General features: G+C 63.1%; 21 protein-coding genes, 1 tRNA gene and 1 pseudogene. 14 read left to right on the forward strand and 9 right to left on the reverse strand.

All coding sequences use genetic code 11. The features are described from left to right. Positions 1-14: 14 nt before the first annotated feature. Together DJ563_RS14020 and htpX are read left to right on the forward strand one after the other, a co-directional pair. The gene (locus tag DJ563_RS14020; protein WP_274098643.1) at positions 15-1,226 is read left to right on the forward strand and encodes a pyridoxal phosphate-dependent aminotransferase; all 1,212 of its coding nucleotides are present in this window, start codon (positions 15-17) and stop codon (positions 1,224-1,226) included. Between the two features lie 309 nt (positions 1,227-1,535). After that, positions 1,536-2,423: a protease HtpX gene (htpX, locus tag DJ563_RS14025; protein ID WP_016715101.1), complete on the forward strand. Its 888-nt coding sequence runs from the start codon at positions 1,536-1,538 to the stop codon at positions 2,421-2,423. A 57-nt stretch (positions 2,424-2,480) separates the two neighbouring features. Here the strand turns inward: htpX and DJ563_RS14030 are convergent, their stop codons facing one another. Beyond that, entirely contained in the window at positions 2,481-3,131 is a 651-nt protein-coding gene (locus tag DJ563_RS14030) for a thiopurine S-methyltransferase (protein WP_434517903.1), read from the reverse strand. Between the two features lie 111 nt (positions 3,132-3,242). Between DJ563_RS14030 and DJ563_RS14035 the strand changes: the two genes are divergently transcribed. Further along, positions 3,243-4,010 carry a DODA-type extradiol aromatic ring-opening family dioxygenase gene (locus DJ563_RS14035; protein WP_434517904.1) on the forward strand — a complete coding sequence of 256 codons (768 nt, stop codon included), beginning with the start codon at positions 3,243-3,245 and terminating at the stop codon, positions 4,008-4,010. A 148-nt stretch (positions 4,011-4,158) separates the two neighbouring features. On the opposite strand, the pseudogene DJ563_RS14040 reads toward DJ563_RS14035, so the two are convergent. Then, a pseudogene (locus DJ563_RS14040) lies at positions 4,159-5,875 on the reverse strand (DEAD/DEAH box helicase). A 298-nt stretch (positions 5,876-6,173) separates the two neighbouring features. Continuing rightward, complete coding sequence (locus DJ563_RS14045; RefSeq protein WP_274098640.1) at positions 6,174-6,929, reverse strand: spermidine synthase; 756 nt, start codon at positions 6,927-6,929, stop codon at positions 6,174-6,176. Between the two features lie 116 nt (positions 6,930-7,045). Between DJ563_RS14045 and DJ563_RS14050 the strand changes: the two genes are divergently transcribed. Beyond that, on the forward strand, positions 7,046-8,392 hold the full coding sequence (locus DJ563_RS14050; protein ID WP_274098639.1) for a class II 3-deoxy-7-phosphoheptulonate synthase: 1,347 nt from the start codon (positions 7,046-7,048) through the stop codon (positions 8,390-8,392). A gap of 13 nt (positions 8,393-8,405) precedes the next feature. On the opposite strand, the gene DJ563_RS14055 is transcribed toward DJ563_RS14050, so the two are convergent. Further along, positions 8,406-8,624, reverse strand: coding sequence for a DUF1127 domain-containing protein (locus DJ563_RS14055; RefSeq protein WP_274098638.1), 219 nt, complete (start codon positions 8,622-8,624; stop codon positions 8,406-8,408). Between the two features lie 96 nt (positions 8,625-8,720). Between DJ563_RS14055 and DJ563_RS14060 the strand changes: the two genes are divergently transcribed. Next, a complete protein-coding gene (locus DJ563_RS14060; RefSeq protein WP_434517905.1) occupies positions 8,721-9,572 on the forward strand; it encodes a LysR substrate-binding domain-containing protein in 852 nt (283 codons plus the stop codon). 88 nt (positions 9,573-9,660) lie between these two features. On the opposite strand, the gene DJ563_RS14065 is transcribed toward DJ563_RS14060, so the two are convergent. Continuing rightward, complete coding sequence (locus DJ563_RS14065; protein WP_274098637.1) at positions 9,661-10,410, reverse strand: sulfite exporter TauE/SafE family protein; 750 nt, start codon at positions 10,408-10,410, stop codon at positions 9,661-9,663. Positions 10,411-10,523: 113 nt separating this feature from the next. Here DJ563_RS14065 and DJ563_RS14070 point away from each other — a divergent pair, with 113 nt between their 5' ends. The 3 genes from DJ563_RS14070 (at position 10,524) to DJ563_RS14080 (ending at position 12,560) form a co-directional block, all read left to right on the forward strand. Further along, positions 10,524-11,480 (forward strand): LysR family transcriptional regulator, encoded by a 957-nt coding sequence (locus tag DJ563_RS14070; protein ID WP_274098636.1) that lies wholly within the window; start codon positions 10,524-10,526, stop codon positions 11,478-11,480. A gap of 54 nt (positions 11,481-11,534) precedes the next feature. Then, a complete protein-coding gene (locus DJ563_RS14075; protein ID WP_274098635.1) occupies positions 11,535-11,990 on the forward strand; it encodes a MarR family winged helix-turn-helix transcriptional regulator in 456 nt (151 codons plus the stop codon). Positions 11,991-12,131: 141 nt separating this feature from the next. Further along, on the forward strand, positions 12,132-12,560 hold the full coding sequence (locus tag DJ563_RS14080; protein ID WP_274098634.1) for an organic hydroperoxide resistance protein: 429 nt from the start codon (positions 12,132-12,134) through the stop codon (positions 12,558-12,560). Positions 12,561-12,616: 56 nt separating this feature from the next. Here DJ563_RS14080 and DJ563_RS14085 read toward each other — a convergent pair whose 3' ends face one another. After that, positions 12,617-13,189: an elongation factor P gene (locus tag DJ563_RS14085; protein WP_033700622.1), complete on the reverse strand. Its 573-nt coding sequence runs from the start codon at positions 13,187-13,189 to the stop codon at positions 12,617-12,619. 48 nt (positions 13,190-13,237) lie between these two features. Then, positions 13,238-14,371 (reverse strand): elongation factor P maturation arginine rhamnosyltransferase EarP, encoded by a 1,134-nt coding sequence (gene earP / locus DJ563_RS14090; RefSeq protein ID WP_434517906.1) that lies wholly within the window; start codon positions 14,369-14,371, stop codon positions 13,238-13,240. 131 nt (positions 14,372-14,502) lie between these two features. Between earP and DJ563_RS14095 the strand changes: the two genes are divergently transcribed. Further along, positions 14,503-14,886: a hypothetical protein gene (locus tag DJ563_RS14095; RefSeq protein ID WP_033700624.1), complete on the forward strand. Its 384-nt coding sequence runs from the start codon at positions 14,503-14,505 to the stop codon at positions 14,884-14,886. Positions 14,887-14,888: 2 nt separating this feature from the next. Next, complete coding sequence (locus tag DJ563_RS14100; RefSeq protein ID WP_434517907.1) at positions 14,889-15,359, forward strand: GreA/GreB family elongation factor; 471 nt, start codon at positions 14,889-14,891, stop codon at positions 15,357-15,359. A 38-nt stretch (positions 15,360-15,397) separates the two neighbouring features. On the opposite strand, the gene DJ563_RS14105 is transcribed toward DJ563_RS14100, so the two are convergent. Then, positions 15,398-16,336: a LysR family transcriptional regulator gene (locus DJ563_RS14105; RefSeq protein ID WP_047583830.1), complete on the reverse strand. Its 939-nt coding sequence runs from the start codon at positions 16,334-16,336 to the stop codon at positions 15,398-15,400. Between the two features lie 118 nt (positions 16,337-16,454). On the opposite strand from DJ563_RS14105, the gene DJ563_RS14110 reads away from it, so the two are divergent. From DJ563_RS14110 to DJ563_RS14125, 4 genes are all read left to right on the forward strand, one after another. Beyond that, on the forward strand, positions 16,455-17,204 hold the full coding sequence (locus DJ563_RS14110; protein WP_434517908.1) for a 3-oxoacyl-ACP reductase family protein: 750 nt from the start codon (positions 16,455-16,457) through the stop codon (positions 17,202-17,204). 92 nt (positions 17,205-17,296) lie between these two features. Continuing rightward, a complete protein-coding gene (locus DJ563_RS14115; RefSeq protein WP_274098630.1) occupies positions 17,297-18,508 on the forward strand; it encodes an MFS transporter in 1,212 nt (403 codons plus the stop codon). 61 nt (positions 18,509-18,569) lie between these two features. Beyond that, complete coding sequence (locus DJ563_RS14120; RefSeq protein WP_033700629.1) at positions 18,570-18,950, forward strand: hypothetical protein; 381 nt, start codon at positions 18,570-18,572, stop codon at positions 18,948-18,950. Positions 18,951-19,040: 90 nt separating this feature from the next. Next, entirely contained in the window at positions 19,041-21,173 is a 2,133-nt protein-coding gene (locus DJ563_RS14125; protein WP_274098629.1) for a TonB-dependent siderophore receptor, read from the forward strand. A gap of 126 nt (positions 21,174-21,299) precedes the next feature. On the opposite strand, the gene DJ563_RS14130 is transcribed toward DJ563_RS14125, so the two are convergent. Beyond that, a tRNA-Ser gene (locus tag DJ563_RS14130) sits at positions 21,300-21,389 on the reverse strand. Positions 21,390-21,468 lie beyond the last annotated feature (79 nt).

Below are 21,468 nucleotides of genomic sequence, written 5' to 3' on the forward strand. Positions count from 1 at the left end.
ACCGGGACCCCATCATGCAGTTCAGCAAATCGAACAAGCTCGCCAATGTCTGCTACGACATTCGCGGCCCAGTGCTCAAGCACGCCAAACGCCTGGAGGAGGAAGGCCACCGCATCCTCAAGCTGAACATCGGCAACCCGGCGCCGTTTGGCTTCGAGGCGCCGGACGAAATCCTTCAAGATGTGATCCGCAACCTGCCCACCGCTCAGGGCTACAGCGACTCCAAGGGGTTGTTCAGCGCGCGCAAGGCGGTGATGCAGTACTGCCAGCAAAAAGAGATCGAAAGCGTCACCATCGAGGACATCTACCTGGGCAACGGTGTGTCCGAGCTGATCGTCATGTCGATGCAGGCACTGCTCAACAACGGCGACGAAGTGCTGATTCCGGCCCCGGACTACCCACTGTGGACCGCTGCGGTGAGCCTGGCTGGCGGCAAGCCGGTGCACTACCTGTGCGACGAGCAGGCCGACTGGTTCCCTGACCTTGAGGACATCAAGGCCAAGATCACGCCGAACACCAAGGCCCTGGTGATCATCAACCCGAACAACCCGACCGGCGCGGTTTACTCCAAAGAGCTGCTGCTGGGCATGCTGGAGCTGGCACGCCAGCACAACCTGGTGGTGTTCTCCGACGAGATCTACGACAAGATCCTCTACGACGAAGCCGTGCACATCAGCACCGCCTCGCTGGCACCAGACCTGCTGTGCCTGACCTTCAACGGCCTGTCCAAATCGTACCGGGTGGCGGGCTTCCGCTCCGGCTGGCTGATCATTTCGGGGCCCAAGCACCACGCCCAGAGCTACATCGAAGGCATCGACATGCTGGCCAACATGCGCCTGTGCGCCAACGTGCCGGCCCAGCACGCCATCCAGACCGCCCTGGGCGGCTACCAGAGCATCAATGACCTGGTTCTGCCACAAGGCCGCCTGCTGGAGCAGCGCAACCGCACTTACGAGCTGCTCAATTCGATCCCCGGCGTGAGCTGCGTAAAGCCGATGGGCGCCCTGTATGCGTTCCCGAAGATCGACCCCAAAGTGTGCCCGATTCACAACGACGAGAAGTTCGTGCTCGACCTGCTGCTGTCAGAGAAGCTGCTGATCGTGCAGGGCACGGCGTTCAACTGGCCGTGGCCGGACCACTTCCGCGTGGTGACCTTGCCGCGGGTAGATGACCTGGAGCAGGCAATCGGGCGGATCGGGAACTTCCTCAAGGGTTATTCGCAGTAAATTCCGGCGCGTTCGCGGGGCAAGCCCGCTCCCACAGATGCAACCCCGTACCTGAGGGTTGTGGAATTCCGGTGGGAGCGGCGGTGCGGCGATCCGACTTGCCCCGCGAATGGGCTGCAAAGCAGCCCCCACAATCCCATATGATGTCTCTTACATCCTGCAACGCTCTGCCTCACAGCCCCTGCCTTTTCCTCTGCCATACTCCGCCGTACACAGTTTGAAATAGTCGCCCGATTGAATCGGCACGGCTTGCCCCTTATATACCCCGCAGTAAGCAACACACTCATCCGTCAGGAGAACGTAACAACCATGATGCGCATTCTGTTGTTTGTAGCCACCAACCTCGCGGTGGTGCTGGTTGCAAGCATTACCCTGAGCCTGTTCGGTTTCAACGGGTTCATGGCCGCCAACGGGGTCGACCTCAACCTCAGCAGCCTGCTGGTGTTCTGCGCCGTGTTCGGTTTTGCCGGCTCCCTCGTCTCGCTGTTCATCTCCAAGTGGATGGCGAAAATGAGCACCGGTACTCAGATCATCTCCCAGCCGCGCACCCGCCACGAGCAGTGGCTGTTGCAAACGGTCGAAGAGCTGTCGCGCGAGGCCGGCATCAAGATGCCCGAGGTGGGTATCTTCCCGGCGTACGAGGCCAATGCCTTCGCCACCGGCTGGAACCGCAACGACGCGCTGGTAGCCGTATCCCAGGGCCTGCTGGAGCGTTTCTCGCCCGATGAAGTGCGCGCCGTGCTGGCCCACGAGATCGGCCACGTGGCCAACGGTGACATGGTCACCCTGGCACTGGTGCAGGGCGTGGTGAACACCTTCGTGATGTTCTTCGCCCGCATCATCGGCAACTTCGTCGACAAGGTCATCTTCAAGAACGAAGAAGGTCAAGGCATCGCCTACTACGTGGCGACGATCGTTGCCGAACTGATCCTGGGCATCCTGGCCAGCATGATCGTCATGTGGTTCTCGCGCCGCCGCGAGTACCGCGCCGATGAAGCCGGTGCGCAACTGGCCGGCACGGCCGCGATGATCGGCGCCCTGCAGCGCCTGCGCGTGGAGCAAGGCCTGCCGGTGCACATGCCGGACACCATGAAGGCCTTTGGCATCAATGGCGGCCTCAAGCACGGCCTGGCAGGCCTGCTGATGAGCCACCCGCCACTGGAAGACCGCATCGAGGCGCTGCGTCGCCGCGGTTGATCCACCCGCTAAAAACAAAGGGCGACTTCGGTCGCCCTTTTTTTACACGGCTACCCATCAGAGCTGTATGCGATACACCCGCTCAAGCAGGCTCGTGGCACCCGCCTGAACGAACTTTGCGCTCTGCTCGATAATCTCCACGGCCTCCAGCGCCTGCACCTCGCAACCCGCAAACCCCTGCCGAACTTCAGCGTCCGCCACTGAAAACGGCGGGCCGGGCAACAGCGCCTGGTCATAATCCAGCGTCACCAACAGCCCTTGGCTTCCCGACGGCAACCCTTCAGCCAGCAACTGCATGTACCGCAAGCGCATCTCCGGCGGCAAGGCAATCAACGCCGCGCGGTCATAGAACCCCGCGCAATCGGCCAGGTCCTGCGCCTGCAGGGCGAAGAAATCGCCGCACCACACTTCTACCCCGCCACTGCGCCAAACCTCGAAGGCGCCCCTGTGCAGCACCTCGGCCTCAAGCCCGTGCTCACGGAAAAAGCCCTTCACCGCCCGCCGCGACAGCTCCACCCCCAGCACGCGATAGCCCTGCCCTGCCAACCAGGCCAGGTCCAGGCTCTTGCCGCACAACGGCACCAGCACCTGGCTGCCAGGCGCCAACGCCAGCGCTGGCCAGTGCGACAGCAAGTAGGGATTGACCTGCGCTTGATGGAAGCCGATCTGGTTGTCGGCCCACCGCTTGTGCCAGAACGCTGGCTCCATGACTGCTCCTATACTGATCGAGCGCTTCGATAGAAAGCGCAGAAAACTTGGTTTGGATTTCGATCGGTAACTGATCGAAGATGACAGCATCTTAACCCTCAGGACCTCACCATGCTGCCCAGCCTGTTCATTTCCCATGGCTCCCCCATGCTTGCCCTGCACCCGGGCGCCAGCGGGCCGGCGTTGACCGGGCTGGCCAATGCCTTGGCGCAGCCCAAGGCAATCGTGGTGGTGTCGGCGCATTGGGAAAGCCGCGAGCTGCGGGTGACCGGCAGCAAGCAGCCCGAGACTTGGCACGACTTCCACGGCTTCCCGCCGGCGCTGTACGCCGTGCAGTACCCAGCACCGGGCGAGCCTGCACTGGCCGAACAAGTGTGTGCGTTACTGGGCGCTGCCGGCCTGCCGGCACGTACCGATACGCACCGCCCCTTCGACCATGGCGCCTGGGTACCGCTGAGCTTGATGTACCCGAGCGCCAACATCCCGGTGATTCAGGTTTCGCTGCCCAGCCAACAGGGGCCTGCCTTGCAGTTAAAGGTCGGCCAGGTGTTGGCCGAGTTGCGCCGGCAGGGCGTACTGCTGATTGGCTCGGGCAGCATCACCCACAACCTCGGCGAGCTGGACTGGCATGCCGGGCCGGACGTGATCGAACCTTGGGCATTGGCGTTTCGGGATTGGATAGTGCAGCGGCTGGCCGAGGATGACCGTGCGGCGTTGCTGGATTACCGACGCCAGGCGCCATTTGCGGTGCGTAACCACCCCAGCGACGAGCATTTGTTGCCGCTGTTTTTTGCGCTGGGGGCTGGGGGCGGGTTCGGCGTGGTGCACCAGGGGTTCACCTTGGGCGCACTGGGGATGGATATCTATCGGTTCGATTGACGAGTCTCTTCGCGGGGCAAGCCCGCTCCCAAAGATGGATAGTGCTTTCAAGCCCAATGCCATACCTGTGGGGCTTGCCCCGCGAAGCAGCCGGTACAGGCAAAAAAAATCCCCAGCGCATGCCGGGGATTTTTTTATTACGCCAGGATCAATCCTCGCGGTAGCGACGCAGCTTCAGCTGCTTGCCAGCCACACGGGTATCCTTGAGCTTGGTCAGCAAACGCTCCAGGCCGTCTTCCGGCAGCTCGACCAGGCTGAAGCTGTCGCGTACCTGGATACGGCCGATAGCGTCACGGGCCAGGCCGCCTTCGTTGAGGATCGCACCCAACAGGTTCTTGGCAGCGATGCCGTCACGGGCACCCAAGGCAGTACGGCAACGCACGCGGCCTTCGGCCAGCGGCATTGGCGCGCGACGCTCACGGTCACCGCGGTCACCACGATCGCTGCGCTCGGCACGTTCACCAGTACGCTCACGCGGAGCACCAACGCCCGGTACCAGCGGCTGTTCACGCTCTACCGCAGCCAGGTCCAGCGCCTGACCATTGGTTGCTTTGCGCAGCAAGGCCGAAGCCAGGGCACGCGGGCTGCAACCCAGGTCGGCGGTCAGACGGTCGAGCAGGTCGCCATGAGTGGCTTCCGATTCGGCCACCAGCGGCGCCAGGCTCGAAGTCAGCTTCTTGATGCGTGCATCCAGAACGGCCTGGCCATTCGGCAGGCGAGCTTCGGCAACCTTCTGCCCGGTAACACGCTCGATCACCTGCAGCATGCGGCGCTCACGCGGGGTGACCAGCAGCAGCGCACGGCCTTCGCGACCGGCACGGCCAGTACGGCCAATACGGTGTACGTAGGACTCTGGGTCGTACGGCATGTCGACGTTGAACACGTGAGTGATGCGCGGTACGTCCAGGCCACGGGCAGCGACGTCGGTTGCGACGACGATGTCCAGGCGGCCATCCTTGAGCGAGTCGATGACGCGCTCACGCTGGTTCTGGGCGATGTCACCGTTCAGCGCAGCAGCCTTGTAGCCTTTGGCTTCCAGCGCGGCGGCCAGGTCCAGGGTGGCTTGCTTGGTACGCACGAAGGCGATCAGCGCGTCGAACTCTTCGACTTCCAGCAGACGCAGCACAGCCGGGATCTTCTGGTCGGCATGCACCATCAGGTGAGCCTGGTCGATCGCGGTAACGGTCTGGGTCTTGCTCTGGATCTTGACGTGCTTGGGTTCGCGCAGGTGACGCTCGGCAATCGAACGGATCGACGACGGCAGGGTTGCGGAGAACAGTACGGTCTGACGGCTGGCCGGGATGGCATCGAAGATCACTTCGAGGTCGTCCATGAAGCCCAGCTTGAGCATCTCGTCGGCTTCGTCCAGTACCAGGTACTGTACGGTCGACAGGACTTTTTCGTCGCGACGCAGGTGGTCGCACAGACGGCCCGGGGTAGCAACGACGATTTGTGCGCCGTTACGGATGGCACGCAACTGTGGGCCCATCGGGGCACCACCGTAAACAGCGACCACGTTAACGCCCGGCATCTGCTTGGCGTAGGTTTCGAAAGCGGTAGCAACTTGCAGCGCCAACTCACGGGTTGGCGCCAGGATCAGGGCTTGCGGTTCGCGCTTGCTCACGTCGATCTTGTTGAGGATCGGCAGGGCGAAGGCAGCGGTCTTGCCGGTGCCAGTCTGCGCCTGGCCGATCATGTCGTGACCGGCGAGGATGATCGGGATCGACTGATGCTGGATGGCGGACGGCTCTTCATAGCCGGTAGCCAGCACAGCAGCAACAATATTCGGATTGAGTTCGAGAGCGGCGAATCCGCCGGTTTCCTGGGTCATGGGTCTGCCTCTAGGTGCATCCGCAAAGACCCATGCTCCAAAGCTGCACATGCCTTGAAAGACCGAAAGGTCACCCAGGCAGCTTTGGCGGCGGGGATTTGCGAAAACGATTGAAAAAGAAAAACTTGGGAAGGTCCGCCTAGCGGACGAACAGCCGAAGCTGGACTCGGAGGATTTGCACCACCTGATTTTGAGGTCCGCTAAAAGACCGGCGCGTACTATACCCGAATTAACGGGTTACGTGAGGAAAATTTTCGCGGGCAAGGGCCAGTATCGCGCCATCAGCCAACCGCAGGCTGAATCGATTCCTGCCTGCCCTACGCGACCGGCCTTCAGGTCGCCGACCGGATCTCACGGATCAGGCTGGCCAGGCTATACCCCAACTGCGGCGCCAGCGCCTCGGCCCGCGCCCGCAGCCCGTCCAGGTCCAGCATCTGTTCCAGGTCCGCGGGCACCAGCAGGATCACATTGCCCTCCTTCACCGGCAGCTCCCAGTAATGGCGGTGGTACAACCCGCGCAACAGCGCCGCGCCCAGCGGCTTGCCGTCATCGCAGGCCCATTGGTTGATCACCAGCCAACCGCCCGGGTTGAGCTGCTTCTGGCAGTTTTCCAGGAATGTCCAGGCCAGGTGCCCGACACCCGGGCCGTGGTCGGTGTAGAGGTCGACGAAGATCAGGTCGGCCTTTTCGGCGCTGGGCAGCAGCTCGAGGGCATCTCCCACCCGCACGTAAAGGCGCGGGTCATCGTCCAGGCCCAGGTATTCCATGGCCAGGCGCGGCACGTCCGCGCGCAGCTCGATGGCCTCGATGTCCTCCAGCGGCAGGAACTTCATGCACGCCTGGGTCAGCGTACCGGCGCCAAGGCCCAGAAACAGTGCACTCTCAGGCTGCTCATGGCACAGCGCACCGACCAGCATGGCGCGGGTGTAGTCATATTCCAGCCAGCTCGGGTCGGCGGTGAACACGCAGCTCTGCTCGATGGCATCGCCGAATTCGAGAAAACGGTAGTCGTCCACCTCGTACACGCTGATGACGCCAAAGGCATCTTCGACCCGTGCCAGTAGCCGCTCTTCCCGTTCCGCCGTCATGTTCGCCACTCGCCCGTGCAAAAACGCGCATTGTCCGCCAACACCCCCGATGCAACAAGCACGACGGCAACTGTTACCATGGCCAAAAGCCTATAACCGACAACATCGAGCCCGAGATGAACGCACCGTGGAGCCCTGACAGCTGGCGTGCCCTGCCGATCCAGCAGCAACCGACCTACCCCGACGCCGCGCACTTGCTCAAGGTCGAGCAGACCCTGGCCAGCTACCCGCCACTGGTGTTCGCAGGCGAGGCGCGCGAGCTGCGCCGGCAGTTTGCCGAGGTGACCGAAGGCCGCGCCTTCCTGCTGCAGGGCGGCGACTGCGCCGAGAGCTTTGCCGAGTTTTCGGCGGCGAAGATCCGCGACACCTTCAAGGTGCTGCTGCAGATGGCCATTGTCATGACCTTTGCTGCCGGCTGCCCGGTGGTCAAGGTCGGGCGCATGGCGGGGCAATTTGCCAAGCCACGCTCCTCGGGCGACGAGACCATTGGCAACGTCACCCTGCCCGCCTACCGTGGCGACATCGTCAACGGCATCGGTTTCGACGATAAAAGCCGCATCCCCGACCCGGACCGCCTGCTGCAGGCCTACCACCAGGCCACCGCCAGCCTCAACCTGTTACGCGCCTTTGCCCAGGGCGGCTTTGCCGACCTGCACCAGGTGCACAAATGGAACCTGGACTTCATCGCCAACTCGGCGCTGGCCGACAAGTACCATCAGTTGGCCAACCGCATCGACGAGACCCTGGCCTTCATGCGGGCCTGCGGGCTGGACAGCGCGCCGCAACTGCGCGAGACCAGCTTCTTCACCGCCCACGAAGCGTTGCTGCTCAATTATGAGGAAGCGTTCGTGCGCCAGGACAGCCTGACCGGCGACTACTACGACTGCTCGGCGCACATGCTGTGGATCGGCGACCGCACGCGCCAGCTCGATGGCGCCCATGTGGAGTTCCTGCGTGGCGTGCATAACCCGATCGGGGTCAAGGTTGGCCCAAGCATGAACCCCGAGGAGTTGATCCGCCTGATCGATACCCTGAACCCGAGCAACGACCCTGGCCGCCTGAACCTGATCGTGCGCATGGGGGCCAACAAGGTTGGCGACCATCTGCCGGGGTTGATCCGCACCGTCGAGCGCGAAGGCCGCAAGGTGCTGTGGAGCTCCGACCCGATGCACGGCAACACCATCAAGGCCAGCAGCGGCTACAAGACCCGCGACTTCGCGCAGATTCTCGATGAGGTGAAGCAGTTCTTCCAGGTGCACCAGGCTGAAGGCAGCCATGCCGGTGGTATCCATATCGAAATGACCGGGCAGAACGTCACCGAGTGCATCGGTGGTGCCCGGCCGATTACCGAGGATGGCTTGTCGGACCGCTACCATACCCATTGCGACCCGCGGATGAACGCCGACCAGTCGTTGGAATTGGCGTTTCTGATTGCCGAAACCCTCAAGCAGGTTCGGCGCTGAGGTTCGGGCGCCGTCATTTACGCAGCGGATCATCCCAGAAATGCCGTTCGGCCTCTTGCTGGATATCCGCCCGGCTCAACCCCAGATCGTGCAATGTCGCATCGCTGAGCCGGGCCAGTTCCCGACGCTGACGGTACAGCTCGAGCCAGCGCGCCGGGCGCTGCAGCGCTGCATGCCACAGGTGGTTCAGTGAGACGACCGGTTGCTGAATGCTGCTGATATGACCTTTCATCGTGAAGCCCTCCGTGTTGATGGCTCCAGTCTCACGCCGGGCTTAAGATCAATCCAACGAATGTTTCTGATGCCATGCATCTCGGAGATTGATGCTATGTCACAGTATCAAAGCCTCGATGCCGACGTATTGCGCACTTTCGTCGCCATTGCCGAACAAGGCGGCTTCACCCGCGCCGGAGAAGTGGTCAACCGCACCCAGTCGGCGGTGAGCATGCAGATGAAACGCCTGGAGGAAGATATCCTGCAGCGCCAGCTGTTCGAGCGCGATGGCCGCCAGGTACGCCTTACCGCCGAGGGGCAGGTACTGCTCGGCTACGCCAGGCGCATCCTCAAGCTGCACGGGGAGGTGTTCAACACCTTGCGTATGCCGCACATGGTCGGGGTAGTGCGCATCGGCACGCCGGACGACTACGCCATGCGCTTCCTGCCGACCATCCTGTCGAGTTTTGCCCAGGCCTACCCGCTGGTGCAGGTGGAGGTGCATTGCGACTCGTCGAAGCAGTTGATGCTGCGCCAGGACCTGGACCTGACCATCGTCACCCGCGAGCCGGGCAACGAAGTCGGCCAGTTGCTGCGCCAGGAGCGCCTGGTGTGGGCCGCGGCCGAAGGGTTTTGCCCACAGGAGCAACGGCCCATGCCGGTGGCGCTGTTCAATACCGACTGCTTCTGCCGCGCCTGGACCTGCAATGCGCTGGAGGCACAGGGCATCGACTACCGCATTGCCTATACCAGCCCCAGCCTGGCGGCGATCTTTGCCATCGTCACGGCGGGGTTGGCGGTAACGGCGCAGTTGCAGAGCCTGGTGGGCGGCAATATCCGGATTCTTGGCAAAAACGATGGGTTGCCGCAGTTACCGGTGGCCAATGTGATGCTGGTGCGCAGTACGCAGAACCCTTCGCCGATCACCGATTGCATGGCCGATTACATCGTCGAAGGTTTCAAGTAAGCCCAGGCTGCTCCAAGGTATCGCGCAACCCTGTAGGAGCGGCCTTGCGTCGCGAAAGGGCCGCAAAGCGGCCCCCAAAGCCCAAAGCTCAAAGCTCAAACCCCAGCATCACCGCGCACACCACCAGAAACACACAAAACATCGCCCGCAGCACTTTCTCTGGCAAGGCATGCGCCAGCCTCACCCCCCAGCTGATGCTGAGCAACCCTCCCACCGCCAAGGGTATCCCCACTGCCCAATCGACACTCTGGTGCACGCCATATGTCAGCAGAGTCACCGCCGTACTGGGCGCCGCCAATGCCAGCGAGAGCCCTTGCGCCACCACCTGCGTAGTGCCGAACACACTGGTCAGTATCGGCGTCGCAACCACCGCGCCCCCCACCCCGAACAGCCCGCCCATGGTCCCGGCAAAGCTGCCCAGCACCCCGAGCCATGGCCAGGCATAGCGCATTTCAGGGCTTGGCGGCGCAACCCTCAAGAACATCCGCGCCACGTTCCAGATGGCCAGCGCCACCAGAAAGCCGACAAACCCCAGGCGCATGGCCTGGGCATCGATGCCCACCGCCCAGATCGAACCCAGCCAGGCGAACAGCAAACTGCACAACGCCAACGGCAGCGCATGGCGCAGTTCGATGCGATTGCGCTGGTGGTAGCGCCACAGCGCCAGCAACACATTCGGTACCACCATGACCAACGCAGTGCCCTGCGCCAGCTGTTGGTCCAGCCCGAACAACACGCCCAGAGCCGGGATGGCAATCAGCCCACCGCCGATGCCGAACAAACCGCCCATGGTGCCCAGGGCTGCGCCCAGCACGATATACAACAACCACTCGATCATCAGGGCCTCTTCTGCCGTTCTTTAGCAATGGCCGCATGCTACCGAGTCGGGGCTGGTGGGGAAACGCACAGCAGCGCACAATGGCTGTGCGTTTTTTGCAAAGCCGAGCCGCCATGAGCCCTGACGTCCTCACTGACCAACTCAGCCTGTTCCTCGATGTGCTGGAAACCGGCAGTTTTTCCGCCGCCGCACGGCGCCACCCGCTGACGCCCTCGGCCGTGGCCCGGCGCATCGACAACCTGGAAAACGCGGTGGGCAGCCGCCTGTTCACCCGCAGTACTCACGCGGTGCGTGCCACACCGGCCGGCAATGCCTTTGCCGAGCGCGCACGACGCATCATCGAGGAGCTGCGCCTGGCCCGCGCCGAAGCCGTGTCACTGAGCAGCGCCCCGGAAGGTTTGATCCGCATCGACGCCCCCGCCGCGTTCGGCCGCCGCCACCTGGCCCCGGCCATCGCCGATTTTCTGGTGGCGTACCCCGGGCTGGACGTGCAACTGCGCCTGATCGACAGCTTCGTCGACCTGCACGGCAGCCATCTGGGCGAGGTCGACCTGGTGTTGCGCGCTGGCCCCCTGGCCGACACTCGCCTGGTGGCCACGCCGCTGGCGTACATGGTGCGCATCGCCTGCGCCAGCCCAGCCTACTTGGCCAGCCGTGGCGTACCGGCGTGCCCCAGCGAACTGCCTGAGCACGACGGCCTCGACTGGGACGGCCTGGCACCGCCTTTCGCCTGGCGCTTCAACGTGGCGGGCCAGGCCCGACTGTATCGGCCAACACGCATGCGCATGGCCGCCAACAACGCCGAAACCCTGCTGTTTGGCGCCCTGGCCGGTTTAGGCGTCGCCCACCTGCCCACCTGGCTGATCAGCGAATACCTGCTGCGCGGCGAACTGATTGCGCTGTTCTGCGACGGCGGCCTGCCGGCAGCCGAGAGCAGCGGTATTTATGCGCTACGCCTTGCACATGAAACGAACTCTCGCAGCCGTTTGCTGCTCGAATTTCTCAAGAGCCGTTTCAGCCCCATTCCACCCTGGGACCTGGCGCTGCGCAGTGAACTGCGCTGGCAGTGAACGCACTGATGATCAGCGTGCTAGATTTTCCCATTGATGACTCCAAGGACCTGCATGAACGCCGACACCCAAGCCTCCTGTGACGAGCTGCTGCTGGACAACCAGGTCTGCTTCGCCCTGCATTCGACCTCGTTGCTGATGACCAAGGTCTACAAACCGCTGCTGCAGGCGCTGGGCCTGACCTACCCGCAATACTTGGCGATGCTGGTGCTATGGGAGCGGGACGGCCTGACCGTGGGCGAGATCAGCCAGCACCTGCTCACCGACCCTGGCTCGCTGACCCCGCTGCTCAAGCGCCTGGAAAGCGAAGGCCTGCTCAAGCGCACCCGCAGCCGCGAGGACGAACGGGTGGTATTGGTGCAGTTGACCGACAAGGGCCGCGACCTGCAGCAACAGGCCAAACAGGTGCCACCGTGCATCCTCAAGGCCAGCGGGCGCAGCTTGCAACGCCTGCAACAACTGCAAGCCGACCTGCTGGACCTGCGCGACAACCTGCAGAAAAACCTCTGAGCGCTATGCTGTGAGATGGCCGTTCGGATGAGCGGTGATTATTTATCTTGCGCGCAAACTAATTGCGCGCTAATTTAAATCCCACACCCACCCAGCGCCACCTCAACCCAGGTCGCGCGCAGCAGATTAGCGAGGCTCAAGATGCAAAAGGTCACTCCGCTGTACATCGCCGAAGCCACCTCCACCGGCGGGCGCGACGGCAAATCCCACTCCAGCGACGGCAAGCTGGAGGTCAAGCTGAGCACCCCCAAGGAATTGGGCGGCGCGGGGGGTGAAGGCACCAACCCAGAGCAGCTGTTCGCTGCCGGCTACTCGGCCTGCTTCATCGGTGCCCTGAAGTTTGTTGCCGGGCAAGAGAAGAAAGCCCTGCCAGCAGATGCCTCGATCACTGCCAAGGTGGGCATTGGCCAGATTGAGGGTGGTTTCGGCCTGGACATCGACCTGCACATCAACCTGCCAGGCCTGGCCCAGGCCGATGCCGAAGGGCTGGTGGAGAAGGCGCACAAGGTCTGCCCTTACTCCAATGCCACCCGCGGCAATGTGGATGTAAGGCTGCATGTGACGGTCTGAACACAGGCATAAAAAAACCCGGCCGAGGCCGGGTTTTTTGCTGCTCTCAAGAACACTTACTTCTTGGCGCGGCCTTTGTACGAACCGCCTTCGCGGGTATCGATCTCGATCAGGTCGCCGATTTCGATGAAGTCAGCAACGCTCAGCTCAGTACCGTTCTTCAGCTTGGCAGGTTTCATGACCTTGCCCGAAGTGTCGCCGCGCGCGGAACCTTCGGTGTAGTCAACCTGACGCACGATGGTGGTCGGCAGTTCTACCGACACCAGGCGGCCTTCGAAGAAGACGGCTTCGCAGATGTCTTCCATGCCTTCTTCGATGAACGGCAGAACGGCTTCGATATCCTCGGCGTTCAGCTCGTACATGGAATAGTCGGTGGTGTCCATGAAGGTGTACGTGTCACCGCTGATGAACGACAGGGTCGCTTCTTTGCGATCCAGGATCACGTCGTCCAGCTTGTCGTCCGCACCGTATACGGTTTCGGTCTTGTAGCCGGTCAGCAGGTTCTTCAGCTTGGTCTTCATGATCGCGCTGTTACGGCCCGATTTGGTGAACTCAGCTTTTTGCACCAGCCACGGGTCGTTGTCGATCCGCAGTACGGTACCGGGTTTCAGTTCTTTACCAGTTTTCATTGCGAAGTATCCGAATCTGGATGGATTTATAAAAATCGAGGCCGCATATCATAGCCAATTTCGGTAAAACTGTACCAGCGCCATGGCAAGGTCTGGCCGAGCGGCCTGACGGGCCGCCCAATCGCGGGCATGCTGCTGCAGTTCTGGCCAGTGTTGCTGGGCCGCTTGCCACGCCTGGCCGACGTCACGGTCCATGTTCCAGGCACGCCACAATGCCACCAGTGCGGCAGAGGCATCGGCTGACAGGCCGTGTCGATAAAGCTCAAGGAACGCTTCGAGTTTTTCCCAATGGGCGTTCTCGTCCTGCACGTAGATGTGCCACAGCATCGGGCGCCCGGCCCATTGCGCACGCACGAACGAGTCTTCGCCGCGTACGGCGTTGAAATCGCAGCTCCACAGCAGCCGATCATAATCGTCCTGGCTGACGAACGGCAAAATCTGCACAGTCAGCGCACCACGTACGCGCACATCGCCCACCTCCAGCCGGGCATGGCCCAGCCAGGTGCCGACGTCGGCCAGAATGCGCCCTTGCGGCACCAGCAGGTGGGTCGGCTGGCTACCTGCCGCCAACGCATCCAGCCAATTGCCCAGCTGGGTGTTTTCATAGGCGAACAGCGAGATCAGCCGCGCCTGCACTTCGGGGTACACACCAAGCCGTTGCAAGAACGCCTGGCGGGCCACGGCGGACTGTTCGAAGGCCTGGCGCCGCGCCAACAACGTGCCCTCGCGCAACAGGCCGCCGGTTTTCTCGGTAAAGCCGGGGAAAAAGAACACCTTGCGCAAGCCGTTGGCCTGGGGGGACGGCAAGCCGTGGCAGCCTTCCACCCAGTGCTCGGCGCTGAGGTATTCGAGGTTCAACCACAGCGGCGGCTTCGCCCGGGCGCGCATGGCCTCGACATAGTGCACCGGCAACTGGCAGGCGAAGGCGCCGATCACCACCTCTGCGGGCTCAATCGGCACCCATTCGGCCGGCCACTGGCGCACATCGACGCCCTGCTGCCACTGTTGCAACGCTGCGGCATCGGCCCCGGGGCACATCGGCACGAAGGCATTCAGGTCGTCCACCCACAGGCGCACTGCGATTTCGTGCTCGTCCACCAGTTGCCGCGCCAGGCGCCAGGTCACGCCGATATCGCCATAATTGTCGACGACGGTGCAAAAGATGTCCCAGGTGGCCTTCATGTGCCCTCCCCCTCATGGTGCGGAAAACCGCGGATTCTGCGGATAAATTGTCGTCGACAAAAGCACCTGCGGGTAAAATTCGCCAGCAGCGTGCGACAATGCACGCCGCCCCACCCTGCCAGGAGGCCGCCATGCCCCGCCACCGCGAACTGAAGATCACCCTCAAGCCGTTGCAACTGACCCTGTGCGTGGCCATTGGCCTGTGGCTGGGCGCCGTGGCTATCGCCGTGAGCCTGTGGCTGGCGGTGCAACTGTGGCCCGAGCAGGTGCAGCCGGTTGCTCAGGCCCTGGCCCCTGCCCTCGGCCAACCCGCCGCGCCCCCGGTGGATGCGCAGGGTGAGATGTTCGAGCGCTACAAGGGCATCTTGCAACAACAGGAACGGCAACAGGCCGCCGAGGCCGCCCAGGGTAACCCGCGCAACCTCAACAGCCCCAAGTGCCAGTTCTGGCTGCAGCAGAACCGCACCGCACCTACCGATAAAAGCCAGGCCAATGTGCTGGAGTTCTGTTACTGAAGATGGATAAGCCCCTGCTTCTCACGCGCATCGTCGCGACCCTCGAACATGACGTGGACGTACTGAGCCGCGCGGCGCAGACCGCGTACGAAGCCGCCACCGCCGAAGAGAACATCGCCGAGAACAAGTACGACACGCTAGGCCTGGAAGCCTCGTACCTCGCCACCGGCCAGGCGCGCCGCACGGCCGAGATTCGCCAGGCGCTGCAGATCTACCAGCAACTGCTGCTGCGCGACTACGACCCGCTGCGGGGTATACAGGTGAGCAACCTGGTGACCCTTGAGGATGAGGATGGCCAACAGCGCCGGCTGTTTCTCGGGCCCGAGGCGGCGGGGTTGAAGATTGGCGCCGGGGACGAGCTGGTGACGGTGATTACACCGCGCTCGCCGCTGGGGCAGCAGCTGATGGGCAAGCGGGTCGATGATGAGGTGAGCCTGGGGGCACAGGTACTGTTCATCAGTGAGGTCGTCTGAGCTTGCCCCGCGAAAAGGCCGGGCTAGGCGACATTCATCTAAAGGCGCTGCAACGCATCGAATTGCCCCGCCAACCCCTGCTGCGCAAACTGCTCCACGACAAAATCGATGAACGCCCGCGTCTTCCTCGGCAACAGTTTGTGCTCGGCGTAATACAAGCTGATATGCCCATCGTCCACATACCAGTCCGGCAACACCCGCTGCAGTCGCCCTGCCTGCAGGTAAGGTACCGCAAACGGCAAACTGACCAATGCGATGCCCAAACCCTGCTGCGCAACCGCACAAGCCGCATCCGAATCACTCATGGTCATGGCCTGACGCAGCAGCAACGGCTGCTGCTCCTGCCAGCGGCTGGTCAGCGGCCAGGAGCGCACCCGGCCGGTCTGGGGTGAGCGAATCAGGATTCCGTCATGGCGCTGCAACGCCTGCGGGCCATCGATGGGTGGGCGCTGGTCCAGATAGCCAGGCGCCGCCACCAGCACCCGATGGGCGGGGGTCAACTTGCGCGCCACCACGCCCAGTGGCAGCTCGAAACCACCGCCAATGGCCGCATCGAAACCCTGGCCGATCAAATCGACCTGGCGATTGTCGAAATGCCAGTCCGGGGTAATGGCGGGGTAACGACGCAAGAACTCCCCCAGCAGCGGCAACACATAGAGCCGCCCAAACACCGTGCCCATGCTCACCCGCAGCAACCCGGCCGGCTGGCCTTCGGCACTGGCCAGGTTGGCCACGGCATACTGGATGGTGCGAAAGCTGTCACTCACCTCCCCCAGAAAGCGCTGGCCCGCTTCGGTCAGGGTCAGCTTGCGGGTACTACGCTGGAACAGGCGCACGCCCAACCGGGCCTCCAGCTGGGCCACATGCTTGCCGACTGCGGCAGGCGTGAGGCTCAGACGGCGGGCAGCCTCGGCAAAACTGCCAACCTCGGCGCTGCGGATAAAGCACTCGAGGGCGTTGAAAGACTCCATGGCCATAATTCACAACCAAAGGTTTACTCTGCTGATAGTGATTGCCATCTTATCAGCAGGTAATTAGCCACCGATACTGCGCCCATCCAAGGCATTCGGCCTTGCTTCCCAGCAGGAGATCAGCATGTCCAAACAACTTCCACTCGACGGTAAAGTAGCCCTGGTCCAAGGCGGTTCCCGCGGCATTGGCGCGGCCATCGTCCGCCGCCTGGCCCGCGAAGGCGCAGGGGTTGCCTTCACCTACGTGAGCTCGGCAGGCCCGGCCGAACAGCTGGCACAGGAAATCATCGGCAACGGCGGCCAGGCCCTGGCCCTGCGGGCCGACAGCGCAGACGCGGCAGCCGTGCAGTTGGCGGTGGATGACACCGCCAAGGCCTTCGGTGGGCTCGACATCCTGGTCAACAACGCCGGCGTGCTGACCGTGGCGCCGATTGCCGAGTTCGACCTGGCCGATTTCGACCGCATGCTGGCGGTGAACGTGCGCAGTGTGTTCGTCGCTAGCCAGGCGGCCGTGCGCTACATGGGCCAGGGTGGACGCATCATCAATATTGGCAGCACCAACGCCGAGCGCATGCCGTTTGCGGGTGGCGCACCCTATGCCATGAGCAAGTCGGCACTGGTGGGGCTGACCCGGGGCATGGCCCGCGACCTTGGCCCGCAGGGGATCACTGTCAATAACGTGCAGCCCGGGCCGGTGGATACCGACATGAACCCGGCCAGCGGCGAGTTTGCCGAAAGCCTGATACCGCTGATGGCCATCGGGCGTTATGGGCAGGTGGATGAGATTGCCAGTTTTGTGGCCTACCTGGCGGGGCCAGAGGCGGGGTATATCACAGGGGCCAGTTTGACGGCCGATGGTGGCTTTGCGGCTTGATGTGGTGAAGGCGGCGGGGTGCAGGGCGCTAAAAATCAACTGCCCTACCCCTACCGGCCCTAGAATAAAGCTCCCTGCCCCTCGAGACCCCCATGAACACCCCAACCCTCAGTCGCGCCCTGATCCTGCTGATGGCCACCGCCACCGGCCTGGCCGTGGCCAGCAACTACTATGCCCAGCCGTTGCTGCACAGCATCGCCCAGCAATTCGGGCTGAGTACCGCCAGTGCCGGCAGCATCGTCATCGCCGCCCAGCTCAGCTACGGCGCCGGCCTGCTGTTGCTGGCACCGCTGGGCGACCTGTTCGAACAGCGCCGCCTGATCACTGTGATGACCGCCATCGCCACCCTCGGCCTGGTCATCAGCGCCTGCGCGCCGAACCTGCCGTGGTTGCTGCTGGGCACCGCGCTGACCGGCCTGTTCTCGGTGGTGGCGCAGATCCTGGTACCCATGGCCGCGACCTTGAGTGAGCCGCATCAGCGCGGACGCGCGATCGGCACCCTGATGAGCGGCTTGTTGCTGGGTATCCTGTTGGCCCGCACGGCGGCCGGCTTCATGGCTGAACTGGGGGGCTGGCGCAGCATCTACGTACTGGCCGCCGTGCTGATGGCCATCACCGCCCTGGCCCTTTACCGCAGCTTGCCGCAGCATCACAACCCTGCCGGGCTGAAATATCCGGCGCTGATCGGTTCGGTATTCCGCCTGTTCTTTGAAGAACCGGTGCTGCGCCTGCGGGCGCTGCTTGGCCTGTTGGCGTTCAGCCTGTTCGCGCTGTTCTGGACACCGCTGGCATTTTTGCTGGCACAAGAGCCTTACTTTTACTCGGATGCGGTAATCGGCCTGTTCGGCCTGGCCGGCGCGGCGGGGGCATTGTCGGCCAACTGGGCCGGGCGCCTCGCTGACCGCGGCAAGGGCTCGCTGGGCACCACGGTAGGGTTGGTGGTACTGCTGCTGTCGTGGGTGCCGCTGGGCTTTGCCGAATACTCGCTGCCGGCCCTGCTGCTGGGGGTGCTGATGCTCGACCTGGCAGTGCAACTGGTGCACGTCAGCAACCAGAATGCGGTGATCGCGCTGCGGCCAGAGGCACGCACGCGGCTCAATGCCGGCTACATCACCTGTTACTTCATCGGCGGTGCGCTGGGGTCGCTGCTGGGCACGCAACTGTTCCAGCGCCAAGGCTGGATCGGCATCGTCGTTGCCGGGCTGGTGATCGGTACAGTGGCGCTGCTGGCCTGGGCGCTGGCCGAGCGCAAGCGCTTGAGCCGCGACACTGCAACGCACTACCCTCCGTCGCTTGGCCGTTGACTTGCCAGGGCGGGCAGCGCTCAGTAGGCGCTGGACAATGCCCTTCTGACAGGACGACCCAATGACAAGACTCACGGTGCAATCCGGCGATTTCTTGCAAGGTGAAGGCGAGTATCGCAACGGATCGCTCACACTCAAGACCCCGCGCAGCCCTTCGCCAGGCGAGCGGATCTCCCTCACGCGCATCAGCGACCTCAGGTTGGCCAGCCTGGAGTCCAGCCGCAGCCTGGGCACAGCCCTCGGCTGGGGTGTAGCGGGTGCCCTGGTGGCCGGCCCGGTGGGGCTGCTGGCCGGGCTCTGGCTGGGCGGCAAGGAGCAAGAAGCCACCTTCCTTGCCACCTTCAAGGATGGGCGCAAACTGTTGGCCGTCACCGATGGCAAGACGTGGTCGAAGATCGACGACAGTTGGCGTCAGCACAAGCGCCCGGCCAGCAACCACTGAATATCGCGGGGCCCTGATCGTTTCAGGGTGAAGGCGGCTGTTAAGATGCCGCCTTTTTCACGGCCTGTACCGGCCTCCAGGAGCCCCCGCATGCCCCCGCTTCGCCCTCGCCTGCCCCTGAGCTTGCTCAGCCTGGGCTTGGCCTTGCATTGCCCTCATGGTCTTGCCGAAGACGGCATCGTGCTGGACCCACTGCAGGTTTCCGACCGCTATGGCGACGACGGCTATCAGGTACGCGAGGCGTCGGTAGCAGGCTTGCAGGCCGCGCCACTGCTCGACACCCCGGCCTCGGTCAGCGTGTTCAGCCAGCAACTGCTGGAGGACCGCCAGGTGCGCAAGCTCAGCGAAGTGCTGCAAAGCGATGCTTCGGTGGGTGAAAGCTATGCGCCCATCGGCTATTACGAAAACTTCAACGTACGCGGCTTCGCGCTCAATGCCGCCAGCAGCTACCGGATCAATGGCCAGACCCTCGCCGGCGAGCAGAACGTGGCCCTGGAAAACAAACAGCAAGTGGAGCTGCTCAAGGGCTTGTCCGGGCTGCAGAGTGGCGTTTCGGAGCCTGGCGGGCTGATCAACTACGTGACCAAGCGCGCCGAAGACGTGCGTAGCGTGACGGTGTCGACCAACGAACAGGGCGAGCGCTACCTGGCCACCGACCTGGGCGGCTGGTTCGGCAGTGAGCGGCAGTTCGGCCTGCGCGCCAACCTGGCCCATGAGGACATCCGCAGCTATGTCGACCATGCCGACGGCAAGCGCGACTTCGCCTCGCTGGCCTTTGACTGGCAGATCAGCCCGGATGCTACCTTGCAGCTGGACGCCGAGTACCAGCACCGCGAGCAGCGCTCGGTTCCCGGTTACCAGTTGCTCGGCGGCACGCAGGTGCCCCACGGTATCGACCCGGATGATCGCCTGGCCTACCAACAGTGGGCCAAGCCGGTGCAGAACGATTCGCTGAACCTGGGCGGGCGCTTCGAATACCGCTTCAATGAGGCATGGACCGGGACGTTGAGTGCGTCGCGCAGCAAGGTGGTGATCGACGATTACAGCGCGTTTGCGTGGGGCTCGAGCGAGGGCGCGTTCTTCGCCAGCAATGGCGACTACGACATCTATGACTACCGCAGCCCGGATGACACGCGCCGCACCGATGAGGCACAAGCCACGCTCAATGGCCGCTTCGATGCCTTGGGCGTGGGGCACGACCTGACAGTCGGCAGCAGCGCCCAACGCCGTACCGTGGATCAACGGCCCTATTACAACGAGTGGCTGGGCACCGGCAACATCTACACCGGCGCGCCAGCCCTCGCCCCCTCCGACAAGCCGATCGGCTCAAGCGAGCGACGCCTGGACAGCCGCCAGTACGGCCTGTTCGTCAATGATCGCATCAGCTTCAACGAACAGTGGCAGACCGTGATCGGCGCTCGCGAAGTGCGCCTGGACGAAAAAACCTGGGACGAAACCGGTGTTGCCGGGCGCCATACCCGTCAGTACCAATTGCTGCCCAATGCCGCGCTGATCTACAAGCCGAGCCCGGACACCACGCTGTACGCAAGCTACTCAAAAGGCTTGTCGGCCGGTGGCACCGCCCCCTGGTTCGCCAGCAACGCTGCCGAGATCCTCGCCCCGACCTTGTCGCGCCAACTGGAGCTGGGCATCAAGCGTGACTGGCAGGGCTTAAGCTTCACTGCCGCGCTGTTCCAGATCCGCCAGGCGTACCAATACGCACGGCCGGATGGCGAGGGTAACTTCACCTACGTCCAGCAAGGCCAACAGAAGAACACCGGCCTGGAGCTGGGTGCCAGCGGCTGGGTGACCTCGAACCTGCAGGTTCAGGCCAGCGCCGCCGCCATCCGCGCGCGGGTAAAAAACAGCGGGACCGATGCTTACGAAGGCCACCAGGCCATCAACGTGCCCAAGCTGCGTGCGGCCCTGCAGGCCGAATACAGCCTGCCGGTACCGGGCCTGGCATTACTCGGAGGTGCGCGCTACAGCGCCAGCAAATATGCCAGCCAGGCGGGCAATGTCGAGGTGGGAGGTTATACCGTCTTTGATGTGGGTAGCCGTTACCGCACGCGCATCGGGGGGTATGACACGGTGCTGCGGTTGACCGTGGATAACGTGTTCGACAAACGCTACTGGCGCGATGTGGGGGATTACCTGGGGGACAACTACCTGTTCCAGGGCGCGCCGCGTACGGCACGCTTGTCGGCATCCGTGAGCTTCTGATCAATCGTCTGTGGGGGCGGGGTTACTCGCCCCCACAGAGTGACAAGGGGCCACGGAGCAGCGCCGTTAGCGCTGTGAAAACAAAAAGCCCCCGAACTTTTCAGCGCGGGGGCTTTTTGTAGAATGTGGCGGTGAAGAAGGGATTTGAACCCTTGATACGATTTCTCGTATACACACTTTCCAGGCGTGCTCCTTCGACCACTCGGACACTTCACCGTTTCTCTTCAAGCCTTTCAGCCTGTCGAGGCGCGCTAATTTAGTGGAAGAGCTTTTCTTTGGCAAGCATTTTTTTCAG

Source organism: Pseudomonas sp. NFX1, assembly GCF_051123555.1.
GTDB classification, from domain to species: Bacteria; Pseudomonadota; Gammaproteobacteria; order Pseudomonadales; family Pseudomonadaceae; genus Aquipseudomonas; species Aquipseudomonas capeferrum.

Excerpts from the sequence above, each read along its gene's own strand:
- DJ563_RS14020 (WP_274098643.1), top strand. The coding sequence starts at position 15 with ATGCAGTTCAGCAAATCGAACAAGCTCGCCAATGTCTGCTACGACATT.
- htpX (WP_016715101.1), top strand. The coding sequence starts at position 1,536 with ATGATGCGCATTCTGTTGTTTGTAGCCACCAACCTCGCGGTGGTGCTG.
- DJ563_RS14030 (WP_434517903.1), bottom strand. The coding sequence starts at position 3,131 with ATGGAGCCAGCGTTCTGGCACAAGCGGTGGGCCGACAACCAGATCGGC.
- DJ563_RS14035 (WP_434517904.1), top strand. The coding sequence starts at position 3,243 with ATGCTGCCCAGCCTGTTCATTTCCCATGGCTCCCCCATGCTTGCCCTG.
- DJ563_RS14045 (WP_274098640.1), bottom strand. The coding sequence starts at position 6,929 with ATGACGGCGGAACGGGAAGAGCGGCTACTGGCACGGGTCGAAGATGCC.
- DJ563_RS14050 (WP_274098639.1), top strand. The coding sequence starts at position 7,046 with ATGAACGCACCGTGGAGCCCTGACAGCTGGCGTGCCCTGCCGATCCAG.
- DJ563_RS14055 (WP_274098638.1), bottom strand. The coding sequence starts at position 8,624 with ATGAAAGGTCATATCAGCAGCATTCAGCAACCGGTCGTCTCACTGAAC.
- DJ563_RS14060 (WP_434517905.1), top strand. The coding sequence starts at position 8,721 with ATGTCACAGTATCAAAGCCTCGATGCCGACGTATTGCGCACTTTCGTC.
- DJ563_RS14065 (WP_274098637.1), bottom strand. The coding sequence starts at position 10,410 with ATGATCGAGTGGTTGTTGTATATCGTGCTGGGCGCAGCCCTGGGCACC.
- DJ563_RS14070 (WP_274098636.1), top strand. The coding sequence starts at position 10,524 with ATGAGCCCTGACGTCCTCACTGACCAACTCAGCCTGTTCCTCGATGTG.
- DJ563_RS14075 (WP_274098635.1), top strand. The coding sequence starts at position 11,535 with ATGAACGCCGACACCCAAGCCTCCTGTGACGAGCTGCTGCTGGACAAC.
- DJ563_RS14080 (WP_274098634.1), top strand. The coding sequence starts at position 12,132 with ATGCAAAAGGTCACTCCGCTGTACATCGCCGAAGCCACCTCCACCGGC.
- DJ563_RS14085 (WP_033700622.1), bottom strand. The coding sequence starts at position 13,189 with ATGAAAACTGGTAAAGAACTGAAACCCGGTACCGTACTGCGGATCGAC.
- earP (WP_434517906.1), bottom strand. The coding sequence starts at position 14,371 with ATGAAGGCCACCTGGGACATCTTTTGCACCGTCGTCGACAATTATGGC.
- DJ563_RS14095 (WP_033700624.1), top strand. The coding sequence starts at position 14,503 with ATGCCCCGCCACCGCGAACTGAAGATCACCCTCAAGCCGTTGCAACTG.
- DJ563_RS14100 (WP_434517907.1), top strand. The coding sequence starts at position 14,889 with ATGGATAAGCCCCTGCTTCTCACGCGCATCGTCGCGACCCTCGAACAT.
- DJ563_RS14105 (WP_047583830.1), bottom strand. The coding sequence starts at position 16,336 with ATGGCCATGGAGTCTTTCAACGCCCTCGAGTGCTTTATCCGCAGCGCC.
- DJ563_RS14110 (WP_434517908.1), top strand. The coding sequence starts at position 16,455 with ATGTCCAAACAACTTCCACTCGACGGTAAAGTAGCCCTGGTCCAAGGC.
- DJ563_RS14115 (WP_274098630.1), top strand. The coding sequence starts at position 17,297 with ATGAACACCCCAACCCTCAGTCGCGCCCTGATCCTGCTGATGGCCACC.
- DJ563_RS14120 (WP_033700629.1), top strand. The coding sequence starts at position 18,570 with ATGACAAGACTCACGGTGCAATCCGGCGATTTCTTGCAAGGTGAAGGC.
- DJ563_RS14125 (WP_274098629.1), top strand. The coding sequence starts at position 19,041 with ATGCCCCCGCTTCGCCCTCGCCTGCCCCTGAGCTTGCTCAGCCTGGGC.